This window comes from Acetivibrio cellulolyticus CD2 (genome assembly GCF_000179595.2).
Lineage (GTDB): Bacteria > Bacillota > Clostridia > Acetivibrionales > Acetivibrionaceae > Acetivibrio > Acetivibrio cellulolyticus.
Genome location: NZ_JH556653.1, coordinates 2,093,925 through 2,108,218, shown reverse-complemented (window position 1 = coordinate 2,108,218; position 14,294 = coordinate 2,093,925). Strand labels below are relative to the sequence as shown.

At 35.4% G+C, this 14,294-nt stretch carries 13 protein-coding genes; 9 read left to right on the top strand and 4 right to left on the bottom strand.

What is annotated here, in order from left to right:
* Positions 1-170: 170 nt before the first annotated feature.
* The 6 genes from ACECE_RS0211265 to ACECE_RS0211240 all read left to right on the top strand — a co-directional run bounded on the left by ACECE_RS0211265 (position 171) and on the right by ACECE_RS0211240 (position 6,214).
* On the top strand, positions 171-986 hold the full coding sequence (locus ACECE_RS0211265) for a sporulation peptidase YabG (protein WP_010681315.1): 816 nt from the start codon (positions 171-173) through the stop codon (positions 984-986).
* A 284-nt stretch (positions 987-1,270) separates the two neighbouring features.
* On the top strand, positions 1,271-3,232 hold the full coding sequence (locus ACECE_RS0211260; protein ID WP_010681314.1) for a DNA topoisomerase 3: 1,962 nt from the start codon (positions 1,271-1,273) through the stop codon (positions 3,230-3,232).
* Positions 3,233-3,389: 157 nt separating this feature from the next.
* Positions 3,390-4,271 carry a mechanosensitive ion channel family protein gene (locus ACECE_RS0211255; RefSeq protein ID WP_010681313.1) on the top strand — a complete coding sequence of 294 codons (882 nt, stop codon included), beginning with the start codon at positions 3,390-3,392 and terminating at the stop codon, positions 4,269-4,271.
* A complete protein-coding gene (locus tag ACECE_RS0211250; RefSeq protein WP_010681312.1) occupies positions 4,268-4,474 on the top strand; it encodes a DUF951 domain-containing protein in 207 nt (68 codons plus the stop codon). The genes ACECE_RS0211255 and ACECE_RS0211250 overlap by 4 nt, the downstream gene beginning before the upstream one ends.
* Positions 4,475-4,627: 153 nt before the next feature.
* Positions 4,628-5,806 (top strand): S1C family serine protease, encoded by a 1,179-nt coding sequence (locus ACECE_RS0211245; RefSeq protein ID WP_010681311.1) that lies wholly within the window; start codon positions 4,628-4,630, stop codon positions 5,804-5,806.
* Between the two features lie 114 nt (positions 5,807-5,920).
* Positions 5,921-6,214, top strand: coding sequence for a hypothetical protein (locus ACECE_RS0211240; RefSeq protein WP_010681310.1), 294 nt, complete (start codon positions 5,921-5,923; stop codon positions 6,212-6,214).
* A 79-nt stretch (positions 6,215-6,293) separates the two neighbouring features.
* On the opposite strand, the gene ACECE_RS0211235 is transcribed toward ACECE_RS0211240, so the two are convergent.
* Genes ACECE_RS0211235 through ACECE_RS0211220 form a run of 4 tightly spaced genes read right to left on the bottom strand, consistent with a single transcriptional unit; the run spans position 6,294 to position 10,363 of the window.
* Positions 6,294-6,968, bottom strand: coding sequence for an ABC transporter ATP-binding protein (locus tag ACECE_RS0211235; protein WP_010681309.1), 675 nt, complete (start codon positions 6,966-6,968; stop codon positions 6,294-6,296).
* 16 nt (positions 6,969-6,984) lie between these two features.
* Positions 6,985-9,471 (bottom strand): ABC transporter permease, encoded by a 2,487-nt coding sequence (locus tag ACECE_RS0211230; RefSeq protein WP_010681308.1) that lies wholly within the window; start codon positions 9,469-9,471, stop codon positions 6,985-6,987.
* Complete coding sequence (locus ACECE_RS0211225; protein WP_010681307.1) at positions 9,468-9,914, bottom strand: hypothetical protein; 447 nt, start codon at positions 9,912-9,914, stop codon at positions 9,468-9,470. The genes ACECE_RS0211230 and ACECE_RS0211225 overlap by 4 nt, the downstream gene beginning before the upstream one ends.
* Positions 9,911-10,363: a LytTR family DNA-binding domain-containing protein gene (locus ACECE_RS0211220; protein ID WP_010681306.1), complete on the bottom strand. Its 453-nt coding sequence runs from the start codon at positions 10,361-10,363 to the stop codon at positions 9,911-9,913. Before ACECE_RS0211220 ends, ACECE_RS0211225 begins: the two co-directional genes overlap by 4 nt.
* A 267-nt stretch (positions 10,364-10,630) precedes the next feature.
* Here ACECE_RS0211220 and ACECE_RS0211215 point away from each other — a divergent pair, with 267 nt between their 5' ends.
* The 3 genes from ACECE_RS0211215 to ACECE_RS0211205 all read left to right on the top strand — a co-directional run bounded on the left by ACECE_RS0211215 (position 10,631) and on the right by ACECE_RS0211205 (position 14,012).
* A complete protein-coding gene (locus tag ACECE_RS0211215; RefSeq protein ID WP_010681305.1) occupies positions 10,631-11,104 on the top strand; it encodes a nucleoside deaminase in 474 nt (157 codons plus the stop codon).
* A gap of 284 nt (positions 11,105-11,388) precedes the next feature.
* Positions 11,389-12,825 carry a glycosyltransferase family 39 protein gene (locus tag ACECE_RS0211210; RefSeq protein WP_010681304.1) on the top strand — a complete coding sequence of 479 codons (1,437 nt, stop codon included), beginning with the start codon at positions 11,389-11,391 and terminating at the stop codon, positions 12,823-12,825.
* Between the two features lie 131 nt (positions 12,826-12,956).
* Positions 12,957-14,012: an IS30 family transposase gene (locus tag ACECE_RS0211205; protein WP_010243871.1), complete on the top strand. Its 1,056-nt coding sequence runs from the start codon at positions 12,957-12,959 to the stop codon at positions 14,010-14,012.
* Positions 14,013-14,294 lie beyond the last annotated feature (282 nt).

Genomic DNA, 14,294 nt, shown 5'->3' with positions numbered 1-14,294 from the left:
CTGGCACTTGGCGTTTCTTTATGGATCCATAAAGTAGGGCTTATTTCTAAATATTAAATTGTTAATTATGCTAAAATAAATTTTATGTAAAACAGGCAGATGGTCCAAGCCCCTCTTATAAGAGGTACTGCATATTATGTAATATGTATACTTCTTTTAGGAGGATCAATATGTATGACTACAAAGTTGGGGATATTGTAACTAGAAAGTCCCATGGGGAGGACATTTATTTTACAATTATAGACATCGTTAACGGAGGGATAAAACCTGTATATGTTTTGAGGGGAGTATTCTACAGAATTGAAGCAGATTCAAGTGGTGATGATTTAATTAAGCAGGATTACAAAAATGTCCAAATGAATTTGCAGAGAGACATATTTAATGCCAGAAGGAATACCTATAGACGCGGATTTTCAAATAGGTTGTTTTGGCTCAATAGGTATAGAGACAGACCAGGAAAGGTACTTCAGATGGATTCCAGCGAAAAGTTTTTAAACATATGTAAGAATCACTATAGAGAAGCTGGCATAAATATTATTGGGATAGTTGCTGCGGAAAGTGAACAGCCGGGATTGGTAAGCCGTGCACTTAAGGATCATAGACCTGATATACTGGTTTTGACAGGCCATGATGGTATAAAGAAGGAAGGAAGTAATCTTAACTCTATTGAAAACTATAGAAATTCAAAATACTTTATTCAGTCTGTAAAGTTGGCCAGAGAATATGAAAGTAGTTATGACAGGTTATGTATATTTGCAGGAGCATGCCAATCATATTTCGAAGGAATTATGAATGCAGGCGCCAATTTTGCAAGTTCGCCGGGGCGAATAAACATTAATGCTTTAGATCCTGCAATTGTAAGTGAAAAAGTGGCGCTTACTGATGAAAGCCGCTACGTAACACCTCAGGAAGTAGCAGTAATGACAATTTCGGGTGTTGAAGGTATAGGTGGCATCAGAACAAGAGGTCATCTCAAGAGATTATAAGGATAATTTTATATCGGGTGGGGCTGACCTACCTGATATAATTTTTTTGAGAAAATCCATCAGCGACTTCCTTTTTAGTATGTATTGAAGATTTGATGTGAATAATGTACAATTATTAGAGCTAACGAACAATTATGTTTAATACTATAAACCTAGCGTCATATGGGTGGAGGCAGCAGTAATCAAAGTAAAAAATTCATTACAATAAACAGACCAACTATATATTTTTTAAAGCTTCAGTAGGACAAGCTTTTTAAGAATAATAGTATAAGAGGGAGATATTTTTGGGTAAAAATCTATATATAACCGAAAAACCATCAGTAGCTGCGAGTTTTGCAACCGTATTAGGTGCAGGCATTTCAAAGAGTGATAGAGCCAGAGGCTATGCAGAATCAAAGGATTCTGTTATCACCTGGTGTTTTGGACATCTTATTACCTTGGCATTTCCTGATGCATATAACGAAGCTTATAGGGAATGGAGAGTGGATCATCTTCCGATAATTCCTGAAGAATACAAATATATAGTAATTGACAATGAAGGGACCAAAAAGCAGTTTGAGACAATAAGAACTCTTATGCTTAGGGAAGACATAGATTTTGTCTATGCCTGCACCGATAGTGGGCGGGAAGGTGAATATATTTTCAGGCTTGTGTACGAACACAGCGGGAGTACCAAGCCGGCAAAAAGAGTATGGGTGTCTTCTCAGACGGAGGATGCTATAAAAGAGGGAATTGGAAGCGCGAAAGATATTTGTGAATATAATTCACTTTCACAGGCTGCCTATAGCAGAGCCAAAGAAGATTGGTTATTTGGTATGAATTTCAGCAGAATTTATACATGCCTCTATGGAAGAAATCTGTCTGCTCTTTTAAAAGAAAGCAAATCCTCGGTTATTGCTATAGGAAGAGTTATGACTTGCGTTTTAGGTCTGGTTACTGAGAGGGAACTTGAGATTAGGAATTTTGTCCCTAAAATTCATTATGCAATTACTGCCAGTTTTATATCAGTCGATAGTAAGATTGAGTATAAAGGCAAATGGGCTCCAGAAAGAAGTAAAAGTATTAAACCCCATGAAGATGCTCAAGACGGTGAAAGGTATATCAATAAACAAGAAGCAGAAGCAATAATTGAAAAACTAAACGGCAGGGAAGGGAAAGTAAAGAAGGTTGAGATAAAAAGCAAGAATGAACAGCCGCCGCTGCTATTTAATCTCGCGGAGCTCCAGTCTGAAGCAAATAAGAAATTTAAGCTCCCTGTAGATAAAACCCTGGAGGTTGCCCAAAGTCTCTACGAAAAGAAATTGATAACCTATCCGAGGACGGATTGTAGAGTACTATCAACAGATATAGTGGGAGAATTGCCAAAAGTTTTGAATGGGCTCTTTTTAAATCCAACTTACAAGGATTGTGTATCGAGGATAAAGGAATTTGGTGAACTGAAGATAACAAAGTCTACCAAACGGTATGTTGATGATAAGAAAGTGACAGACCACTATGCCTTGATTCCTACTTATGTTAATGCTGACTTGAACAAGATGAGTGAGGATGAGAAAAAAATATATAACCTTATTGTAAAGAGGTTTTTAGCCATATTTTACCCAGCGGCAGTATATAACACTGTTAAGGTTGAGACGGAAGTTGCGGATGAGATATTTGTTACAAGTTCGAGAACATTGAAGGAAGCTGGCTGGAAGGAAGTTTATGAAGTAAGTAAGGCTAAAGATGAAGAGGATTATACAGAAGTGCCAATCCATTTGCTTTCTAAAAATGAGAAATGCGAGACAAAAGGGTTTGATCTTGAGGAAAAGGAAACAAAGCCCCCTCCTAGGTATACCGACGGATCTCTTGTAATTACAATGGAGAAGGCGGGAAAGTTTATTGAAGATGAAGAACTGAGGGAGCAGATAAAGACAAGCGGTATAGGTACTTCTGCTACACGCGCAGGAATTATAAAGAAACTTAAAGACATTGGATATATAAATATAAATTCTAAAACACAGGTGGTTACCCCTACTTTAAAGGGAGAAGCAATAGTGGAACTTGTCAGAAGGACAGCTAAAGAGCTTTTAAGCCCATCGCTTACTGCAAGTTGGGAAAAGGGACTTGCTATGATTGAAAACAAAGAGACCACACAAGAGGTTTTTGATAAAAAGCTTTGTGACTATATTAACAGAACAATAGAAAAGGTTAAAAAGAGCAATAATAATAACAGTATTAATCTCGTCAGGATGTTTAACAATGTTTAGTACTATGAGTGGTTTAAAGAGCTGGTAGCAATTTCAAATTCTGACTTTATAGAAGTGAAGGCTTCAACTACTTTTGTACACTTTTATACTATTATAAAAGGTATTGTTTCTTTAACATGTTCATATTTTTAAGTATAGAAATATTGAGGAGGTTTCCATGAACAACTTTTTAGATCAAATAAAAAGGGTACCTGATAATTTAAAGTCAATTCTAGGAGGATTGTATGGCCCTGCATTGATTGTTATAAAAATTGTAGTTGTTGCGATACTTGCGGGTGTGTTGACCAGAATAGGAAGTTTTGTGATAAGGAAGCTGTTTCAAAAACAGAAATCTTTTAAATACATAGACCGCAAAAGGGTGGATACATTATCTACATTATTCGTGAGCATATTTAAATACTCTGTATATATATTGACAGGTGTTGCTATCCTGACAATATTGTCTACTGCTTTTAACCTGCAGCCTATTTTGGCAGCTGCTGGCATTGGAGGAATAGCTATTGGGTTTGCTTCGCAAAGTCTGATAAAGGATGTCATATCCGGAGCCTTTCTGGTATTTGAAAATCAATACAGTGTAGGAGACAACATTACATTGGATAATATGACAGGTGTCGTAGAGGAGCTTCAGCTAAGGGTTACAAGACTTAGGAGTGGAAATGGAGATCTTTACATTATTCCAAACGGTGAAATAAAAAAGGTTATCAACCATAGCAGGGGAGACAAAGCTGTTAACGTTGACATTCCCCTCTCGTACAATACAGATATAAAGAAAGCTATTGAAATATCAGAAAAAATATGTAAACAGGTTTCTTCGGAGATGGGTAATATCCGTGAAGAGGCAAAGGTGCTGGGAATAACAGAGCTTGGGAAAGCAGGCCTTAATCTTAGAATTACTGCCAAGGCCATTGCTGAGGAGAATCTGGAAGTTGAGAGAAGGATACGGCTGCTTGTAAAAGAAGAGTTTTCAAAAGAGAAAATTGATTTTACTGATAAATATACATTAGTAGTGGATAAAAGCAGAAGGGAGCAGCAAAAATGAATCATAAGTTTTCCATTGGTGATGTTGTAGAGATGAAAAAGCAGCATCCATGCGGTAGTAAGGAATGGGAAGTAACTAGGGTAGGTGCGGATTTCAAAATCAAATGTTTGGGCTGTGACCATCAGGTTATGCTTCCGAGAACAAAGTTTGAAAAAAGTATCAAAAAGGTTATAAAATCAGCTGATGATATAATACAGCCTTAAAAAATATAAGGCTGTAATTTTTTAGGAACTTACGAAGCAAATGACCTAAAATCGAGTTGTGCTAAATGTCCCAACTAAGATTTTTACTATTTATGTGAATCCTTTTATTATATTTTTGAAATAATAAAAAATAAACACTAAAAGGATGATAATATGTTTGAGGATAGAAATAGAGGAAAAGGCGGATTTGTAAAAACATTTTTGACTGCGCTTGTAACTTCTTTGGGTGTAGGGGTACTGTTGTTCTTATTTGCGTCACAGTATATAGTGAGAGATGTTGAACAGCAGCCACAAGTTGGAGAAACCAAAAATCAGCCCATACCACAGCCGCTTTCAATACAGCAGCAACAAACTCCGAATAATACTACTCAAGGTGGTACTATTCAGGGTGTTGCGAAATCCGCAATGTCTGGGGTTGTTGGTATCTCGGTACTGAAAGTTGCCAGCAGTTCTATATTTGATAGAAACTCAGAGAGCTGGGGTGTTGGTTCTGGAGTAATTGTAAGTTCAAATGGTTACATTCTTACCAACCATCACGTTGCGGGTGGAAAAAATAAGAGGATAATTGTTTCACTGGAGGATGGTAGGAATATAGATGGAACAACGGTTTGGGCAGATCCAATTTTAGACCTTGCAGTTGTAAAAATAAATGCAACCGGATTGCAAGCCATACCTTTTGGAGACTCAACCGGACTTACTGTGGGTGAACCTGCAATAGCTATTGGGAACCCGTTAGGGCTTCAATTTCAGAGAACTGTTACCTCGGGTATAATAAGTGCTTTGAATAGAACAATTAAGATTGATACTGATGGTGGTACAAACTATATGGAGGATCTTATTCAAACTGATGCAAGCATAAATCCTGGAAACAGTGGAGGACCACTACTAAATTCGAAAGGACAGGTTATAGGGATAAACACTGTCAAGGTTACCACAGCAGAGGGGATAGGATTTGCAGTGCCCATAAATATAGCGATACCGATAGTCAACCGGTTTATTGAGAGTGGAGATTTTGTTGAACCCTATCTTGGAGTATTTGCATATGATAAGGAAGTGGTCCCATATCTTGATAATACTATAAATATTGACTCCGGCGTGTATATTTCAAATATTGATGAAAATGGCCCTGCTTATATGAGCGGATTACGTGTTGGGTCTATAATGACAGAAGTTGATGGGAAAGAAATAAATACAATGATGCAGCTTAGGGCATACATGTATTCCAAGAAGCCCGGAGATACAATAACTATAACCTATCGTGAAGGTGATGCTACTAAAAATTCTTCTATTAAGCTTGCTGCAAAGGAAAAGGATGGACTTGTTACGAGGTAGCGTAAAAGATGGAAAAGTTGTAGAACTTAATTGTTCTAGAGCTTTTCTTTTTTTATGTATCATTATTGGTAAAATGGAAAGAATTACAGTAAGCTTAAATCAGGGAGGGCAAAAATGGGAGCAGGTAAGAAATTCTATGAGAACAACGGTTTTGAAAGTACTATAAAGGAGTATTTGAAGCAGGCACGAAACAAACTTGAACATGAACTTACAGGTACAAGGGAAGCTATGAGACTCATTGCAATAGATAAAACTCAGGACTTTCTCAAAGTAATGGATAGAGGACTTGACAAGGAGGAGAGAGATTACTTGAGTGCATTGATAGTTGCCAGCATGTATCAGTCTTTTTGCTATGGTTATGGAATAGGAAAGATAGAAGGTAAAAGCGATAGTAAGATTATTCTTTGAGTGGAGTATTTTGTTGTGTTTCTGTTGTATAGGGCTTTGCAGGAAGGTTGAGTTATAAAAGAATTACGGCATAAAATCCTTATGCTATAATTCTTCCATCTTTCAGCCTTATTATTCTATTTCCATACCTGGTCGATTCCTCAGAATGAGTTACCATTAGAATTGTAATTCCTCTTTCTTTATTGATCTTTCCTAAAAGTTCCAGAACTTCCGTGCCGCTCTTGCTGTCAAGATTGCCTATCGGCTCATCGGCAAACAAAATATCAGGGTCATTAATCAGTGCTCGGGCAATGGCTGTTCTTTGCTGCTCTCCACCGGAAAGTTCTTTTGGAGTATGGTTTCTTCTATGTAATATTCCTACGATATCCATTAATTCCTCAGCCTTTCTGAGTACAGCTTTTTTCTTTTTTCCTTCCAGCAGAGCTGGCAAAAGAATATTCTCCTCTAAAGTCAAATTGTCAATGAGGTTATATGCCTGAAAGATAAAACCCATATCATTTCTTCTGATTTTACTTTCAAGATTATCACTTAGTTTCCTCATTTCAACTCCGTTCACAAGGATTGCTCCTTCGCTTGCCTTATCCAGTCCACCAATCAGATACAATAGTGTGCTTTTCCCTGACCCCGACGGTCCCATTATGGATATAAACTCACCTTCTTCAATTTCAAGATTTATATTTTCCAAAACTTTAACCTTAGTGTTTGCCAATTCAAAAGATTTACTTACACCTTTGAGCTCAATAATTTTATTCATGGTTTGGAAATCCCCTTTACTCATATTTAATGCTTTCAAGTATACTAAACTTATTGCTTTTAATTACAGGTACTAAAGCTATTGCAAACATAGCAGTAATCCCTGCTAATCCCATAATTGCCATTTCCTTTATAGCAAGTTGGGTTGTTACCGCCCCCCAAAAAATGCTAACAATTAAAGGAATAACTGTTGAAAGAATTATTGCACATGTCAATCCGAAACATATTCCATATACTCCAACAACAACTGCTTCCGTTATCAGCATTTTGTTCAGGCTTTTCTTGCTCATACCAATACAGCGATACATTGCAAAACTCCTTTTTCGCTGAATCAAGCTGACGATCAGATTATTAACAATACCAATTATACCGATAATTAAGGCAATATAGCTGTAGCAGCTTATTGCGTTGAAAACGCCCATCACCTTGTCTGAATTGGCTTCTGCCATTTCTTCTTTGGTTTCAATACGTATTACGTCTTTGTTTAATGCTCTTTTTATATTGCTTTTTACAGTATCAGGATCTCCTTTTGCTTTTACAAGAATTTCACTATAATCAGATATTTCAAGGTCTTTTCTGAAGTTTTCAGAAGAAATATAACCTACATGTCCGATTCCCGCATTAGTGTCAACAAAGCCGGTAATTTTATATGTAACCTCCTTGCTTCCAAATTTTATTACCAGATTGTCACCTGTCTGCAAGCCTAATTTACTTTTTAGCACATTTGTTGTGATGATGTTTTTTCCACTATTAAGGTTTTTTATTGCATCTCTGTTTTTATCGAGCTGACCTGCGGTTTCATATTCAAAGAAGCTCTCATCATTAATTCCATAAAGTATATTAATAAAGGTTTGATAATTAGCTATACCGGCATCGGTAAAATAGTCTCCATTGCAAGCCTCTACACCCTCTATATCAGACATAAGCTTTACGGTTTGGTCATCAGTATGCCTCAGGATAACACGAATATCGTACTTCATATCCTCTTTATAAGCCTTGATCAAGTCTGAACCCATTGTATTGAAGATTGATGCCATAAAAGCAACGATTGCAATGGATACCGAAAATAACTGTATATTATTGAGAAGGTTCTTGTTGTCACGAATATTCCTTATACCTAAGATAATGTCATAGCGTAGAAACGGAATTTTTCCAATAAACCTTGATAAATGATATGTTAAAAAGGGTATCAGAGGAACTAATCCGACCAGAGCACCTGTTGCAAGAACACAACCTGCAATCATTCCGGATAGACTACTTTCTAAAAAGTACGGCACAATAGCAGCCAATGACATTAGAATAAATCCAATAATCCATAGTCTGTTTTTCTTTCCTTGCTTTTTATGTATATCATTTAAAATTATGTTTTTAATTGGAGTTCTTGTTATTCTAAGGATTGGTATGATTGCGCTGAAGACTGCTATGATAACTGAAGCTCCAATCGCCATAATAATCTGCTTTGCACCCAATAGTATATTGGCATTTAGTACAGGTTTTTCTCCTCTGAAATAATTTATTTGAATAAATTCCAACACAACTATTCCAAGAAGACATCCTATAAATCCACCTAAGACTCCTAGAAATGCACTTTCTCCAACAAGCATCCTATTGATCTTTTTTCTGCTTAAGCCAATACTTCTTAAGGTTCCAATCATTGGTATACGTTCTATAGTAATCAGATTAAATGCAGTAAATATTATGAAGATACTCATAAAAATAACGGCAATCGCTGAGATTATGAATGGAAGTACATAGTTCAATGTTTCTGCTTCAATTAAGGCATCGTCTATAGCATATTCTACCTTGTATTCATCAAGTTCCTCTGTCAGCGCTTCTTTTACAGCTTCTTTCTGAGTGCTGTCTTTTAGTTTTATAAACACCAGATTGGTGTCACCTTTAAATATATCTGATATGGTATTCTTAGGTGCCAGTATAAATCCACCATCTGCAAGTTCCCTTAGGAATAATCCTTTAGCTTCGCTTATACCTGCAACTTTAAAATCATATTGGCTTCCGTTGAGTTCGAGCTTCATAACATCATTAACTTTAAGGTTGTACTTTTTAGCGTAAGTTTCACCAAGGATAATTTTAAACCCATCCCAATTTTGAAAACTTCCATCACTTAAGCTTACAGGATTATGGGTATTAAACTTTTCAATATCCACTCCTATAATTGAGAAATAATGCATTTCTTCAATGCTGGGAGCGTAAAGTGCTTTACCTTCTACAAAATGGAATTCATATTTAAACTTGTCTTTATACCCGGATAACTCTTTGAGGTCAATCCACTCTTTAGCACCAACGGTTTCCTTGCCCTCTATGTAGATATCGGAATTTCCACCCCACCGAACATCCGCTTCATAAAACTTCTGTGTACAAATTTGAGAAAAACATTCATTTGCATAAATTAATGCTGCAGAAGCTGCAATAGAAAAAATGACCAAAAAGAGCCTGAGCTTTTTATCAAAAAGGCTTTTGGTCAATGCTTTAAAAACCGTAATCATTGATTATCCTCCTGATCTAACCTACTATCTTGTGTACCAATGTGCTGTGCTATTCTCTCTTTTCTTACCATGATCTGTTTATTGATGAAATCTACGTTTTTTTTGGTTCTTGCAATATCAAGAATGTAGCTTGCAGTGTATACCATAACGACTATCAAAACTATTATCCATGCGTAAGATAATTGGTACCATTTAAAAATCCATCCGAAAGTCAGTACAACTGTCAGCACCATTGCAAATTCTACCAATATTTCGAATATGTGATAACTACTTTTAAATTTGTCGGATACAAATCTTCCAAGGTAAATTACTACAGTCGTTACGAGAACTTGCATTGCAAAATTGAAATCGTTCCAACACCAGTTTATGAATCCAAAGACAAGATATACCGCAATTATTATAAGACTGAAAGTTATCAGACATTGTTTTATAAACGCTTTCATTTTGATGTGTTCCTTTCTACTGTTAATGCTTTCTTTATATCCGGGATATAAGTTCTTGAAACATTAAGACGTTCCCCGTTTGACAGTTTTGCTTCAATCCGGCTGTTTACCAATGGCTGCAAACTTTCCAGAACATTTATATTTAAAATGCATGCTTTGTTGATTTGCACAAAATCATAATCAGCCAATTCATTGAACAACTGATAAAGCTTTAATTCCGAACGGAATACCTGTTCTTTTGTATAAATAAATGTTTTTTTATCTACACTTTCTATGTAATAAATGTCACAAACATTTATTTTGTACTGCCTGCCATTGTCATCCCCGAATATTGTATGATTGAAGCTCTCAATTTTTTTGACAAGCTCTTCAACATAAGAATTCATTTCCCTATATCTTATTTCAACTTCAATATCTTCCTGTTTCCTTTGGACTAACGTTAGTTTCAAGCGTTTTCACCTCGCAATTCAATAATAGCGTTTTGCAGTGTCCAAATCAATATCAATAAAACCAAGTTACAAATATAGATAACCAAGATACAAATTTTATACATTTGTGCACACAAAACAAAAACCCTTTTGGCACTTTTTCAAGTGACCAAAAAGGTATACTATTCCGCCCCTTTCGAACGATGTGAGAGTCAAAAGCGAAGGGTGGTACTTTGTTTAAAAATATGGTAATATATAATATACTACTCACAAATAAAGGATAAAATTATGAGAAAAAACAGTGATTTTATGAAAGTGGCTGCTCAAGAAGCGGTCGAAGGTGTAAAAAGTGGGCATGGAGGTCCGTTTGGGGCAGTTATTGTAAAGGACAACATGATAATTGCACGGGCACATAACGAGGTCATAAAGAATAATGACCCTACTGACCATGCCGAAATGATTGCCATTAGAAGTGCAGCAAAAATGTTGGAAAGATTTGATCTCTCGGATTGTGAGCTATATACTTCATGTGAACCTTGCCCCATGTGTTTTTCAGCAATTCATTGGGCTAAAATTGAAAAGGTTTTTTATGGTTGTACAAGGGAGGATGCTGCTTCGATAGGATTTGATGACAAATATATTTATGATGTAATCAAGGGAAAGGCAGAACGTAAAAAAGTTGAATTTGAGCAGAAGGACAGGGAATTGTGTCTTGAGGCCTTCGATGAATGGAAAGCCAGAGAAGATAAAGTTCAGTATTAGTTGTTTTATGGATTATAAAAAGTAAGGAACATATATTATAATCAGAATTCTAAAATTTCTTATCTAAAGTTCAGTATCTTTTTTGCGGTATTCTAGATATGTTTTCAGAGTTTAAAACCCTTCCTGTTAAGTATTAGTTGATAAATCTGGATAAAGAAGCAAAGTTCATTGTAAAAGGCAAAATTTGTTGAAAAAACCAATAAAGTATAATAAAATGAAATTAGAGCTTAGCCATATACAACCAGTTAAGTACTGTTAAATCAATTGGCTAGGGGGGTAAAAAAGTGGAATTTGTGCTCTATATTTTGTTTTTAATTATTAATATTTTTCTTACGACTTTTATTTTATTTGTTAAGAATAAAGAGTGTTCATCAGCAAAAATACGACTTACATATGTAAGTGGAATTATAACAGTTGCTGCAACATTTTTATATAGTATCTTCTTTAGAAATGAGGAACCTTTAGTACCGGAACTTATTAGAACACTAAGTATTTTGTCGGTAACAGCTATAGGCATTATGTTGTTAGGAGTGTTCATTAAGGATTTGTTAGGAGTAGAGATTTATCAGGATAAAAGAATAAAGAAAAACCATCCAAAGGTTTTAATAAATATACTAATGGTTGCAATTGCTTCAAGATTGGTATTGTATTTTATTGGTTATCTTTATGCAGTACAAACTCTAAATCAGCATTCTGGTTTTGTAGAATGTTTTGATTCTTTGTGGAACAAATGGGATTCACTTCACTATCTGAATATAGCCCAAAATGGTTATAACAGCACAGGGGAAAATGCTAGACTGATAGTTTTTTATCCGCTTTATCCGCTTTTAGTAAGTATTTTGTCAAAGATAGTTAAAAATAGTTTGCTTGCAAGTGTTATTGTTTCTGATTTGTCGTTAGGTGTAGGATGTTATTATTTGTACAAGCTTGTACAGATAGATTTTGATAATAGTACCGCTATGAGATCTATAAAATACTTGTTGATTTATCCCATGTCAGTTTTCTTTGGTATTGCCTATACTGAAAGTATTTTTATTGCATTGTCAATTATGACTTTGTACTATCTCAGAAAAGAGAAATGGTTTGCAGCGGGTTTATGCGGATTTTTTGCAGCACTTACAAAGAATCAGGGTATTATTCTGTTTGCTCCTGCAGTTTTGGAGTATATTATTTCAAATCGGGTATATCAAAAGCTTCGAGACCGGAAGTTCATGAATATATTGAAAGACTTTATTTCCAAGGGGATATATGTTTTTTTGATTCCTTTGGGGTTTTTTGTATACTTGTCGATAAATAAAGTAATCTATGGAAGTTGGAACAAGTTTCTGGTATACCAGAAAGAAGGTTGGGAAAACGAATTCGGAAATATGTTTAATAACTTAAAGCGTATCGCTGAATCAGCAATAAATCCTGAGGATATATTTAGGGTGACATATTGGATACCTTGCATTATTTCATTTTTATTGGTGGTTTTTTTGATTTTTTATTCAATAGGGAGAATGCGTCTTTCCTATAGTGTATATATGTTATTATTCATGATTGTCTCTTTTTCACCCTCATGGTTATTGAGTGGATCAAGATATATTTCGTCATTAGTACCCATTTATATTGGAATTTCAGTTTTTACAAAAAGAAAGTGGTTGGATATGGTGGTAACGTATACATCTATCTTACTTTTGGGCTTTTATACACTGGAATTTTTAAGGGGTATGCTTTTGTAGGCAATTTATAGTAGGCAATTCATATGGTAAGTTGTAAAATAAAGTGACGGAAGAAGCAAAAAATTGAGACTCATGGTAAAATCCATTGTATAATGTTTAGCAACCACGAAAAACAAACAAAGGAGAAAACCATGAGCCAGATTAATAATACCGCAAAAACAAAAAAATATAAACACCTAAAAGCAAGAGAAAGATATAGTATTGAAATATTGTTAAAAGAGGGATTAAAACCTTATGAAATAGCACAGCGCATGCAAAGAGGTATCAGAACAATAGAAAGAGAAATATCGAGGGGAAAGATAAAGCTTGTGAACTCTGATTTGACTTACAGAGAAGAATATTGTGCAGATGTAGGGCAACGAATATATTATGAGAATGCAAGGAACAAAGGACCTGGATTAAAGATAGGTAAAGACCACAAATTAGTCAAACACATAGAAAAAAAGATTGTAAAAGAAAAGTATTCCCCAGATGCAGTGATAGGAGAGATAGAAGCGAAAGGCTTAGAGTTTGAGACCCAAATATGTACAAAGACAGTATATAACTATATAGATCGAGGAGATGTGTTCTTAAACCTTACAAATATAGATCTTCCAGTGAAAAAAGCTGGCAAAAAGAGAGACTATAAGAAAATAAAGATACCGCATAAAAATCTTAAAGGAACAAGCATTGAAGAAAGGCCTACAGAGATTGATAAGCGCGAGGAATATGGACATTGGGAAATGGACTGTGTTGTTGGAAAACGTGAAGGGAAAGGTGCAGTATTACTGGTTTTAAGTGAGAGAAGTATACGCGAGGAAATAATAATCAAAATGCCATCAAAGACACAAGAATCAGTAGTAGCAGCACTAGATTGTTTGGAGAAGAAATATGGTAAATCATTTAAGGATAAATTCAAAACAATAACAGTGGATAATGGTAGTGAATTTCTTGATTATGAAGGCATAGAACGGTCTGTGAGGGCTGGAAAAGATAAAAGGGTGAAACTATATTATGCACATCCATATAGCTCCTGGGAAAGAGGCACAAACGAAAATACAAACAAGCTAATACGCCGATTTATACCAAAAGGAACAGATATAGGGAGAATAAGTAAAAAGACGATAAAATGGATAGAAACATGGATAAATAACTATCCAAGACGAATATTAGCATATAAGTCTGCAATTGATATGGCTGCAAGTTAAAACCTTGGGACTCTGTCCCAAGCCCTGTCCTCGCCAGAAGGCAGCCGGTCTGTCATAACAGACCGGGAACAAAAGGATGATAGTGCAATGGATGTAAAGGGTCTCCGGCTTTGCCTACGATGAACGAGCTATGCTCGCCCTTGACATCCCGAACAATAGTGCCAATAGTTTGCATTATACAAGTTTACCAAAATTTTACCGTCACTTTAACTTGCAATTTATAAAATTTTATAAAAAAGTAAAAAAATATTTACAAGGCAAAATATCTGTGGTATAATTCTG

Bases quoted from the DNA above. Each gene is read 5' to 3' on its own strand.
- ACECE_RS0211230 (WP_010681308.1), bottom strand. From the start codon at position 9,471: ATGATTACGGTTTTTAAAGCATTGACCAAAAGCCTTTTTGATAAAAAG.
- ACECE_RS0211205 (WP_010243871.1), top strand. From the start codon at position 12,957: ATGAGCCAGATTAATAATACCGCAAAAACAAAAAAATATAAACACCTA.
- ACECE_RS0211245 (WP_010681311.1), top strand. From the start codon at position 4,628: ATGTTTGAGGATAGAAATAGAGGAAAAGGCGGATTTGTAAAAACATTT.
- ACECE_RS0211255 (WP_010681313.1), top strand. From the start codon at position 3,390: ATGAACAACTTTTTAGATCAAATAAAAAGGGTACCTGATAATTTAAAG.
- ACECE_RS0211235 (WP_010681309.1), bottom strand. From the start codon at position 6,968: ATGAATAAAATTATTGAGCTCAAAGGTGTAAGTAAATCTTTTGAATTG.
- ACECE_RS0211225 (WP_010681307.1), bottom strand. From the start codon at position 9,914: ATGAAAGCGTTTATAAAACAATGTCTGATAACTTTCAGTCTTATAATA.
- ACECE_RS0211215 (WP_010681305.1), top strand. From the start codon at position 10,631: ATGAGAAAAAACAGTGATTTTATGAAAGTGGCTGCTCAAGAAGCGGTC.
- ACECE_RS0211240 (WP_010681310.1), top strand. From the start codon at position 5,921: ATGGGAGCAGGTAAGAAATTCTATGAGAACAACGGTTTTGAAAGTACT.
- ACECE_RS0211265 (WP_010681315.1), top strand. From the start codon at position 171: ATGTATGACTACAAAGTTGGGGATATTGTAACTAGAAAGTCCCATGGG.
- ACECE_RS0211250 (WP_010681312.1), top strand. From the start codon at position 4,268: ATGAATCATAAGTTTTCCATTGGTGATGTTGTAGAGATGAAAAAGCAG.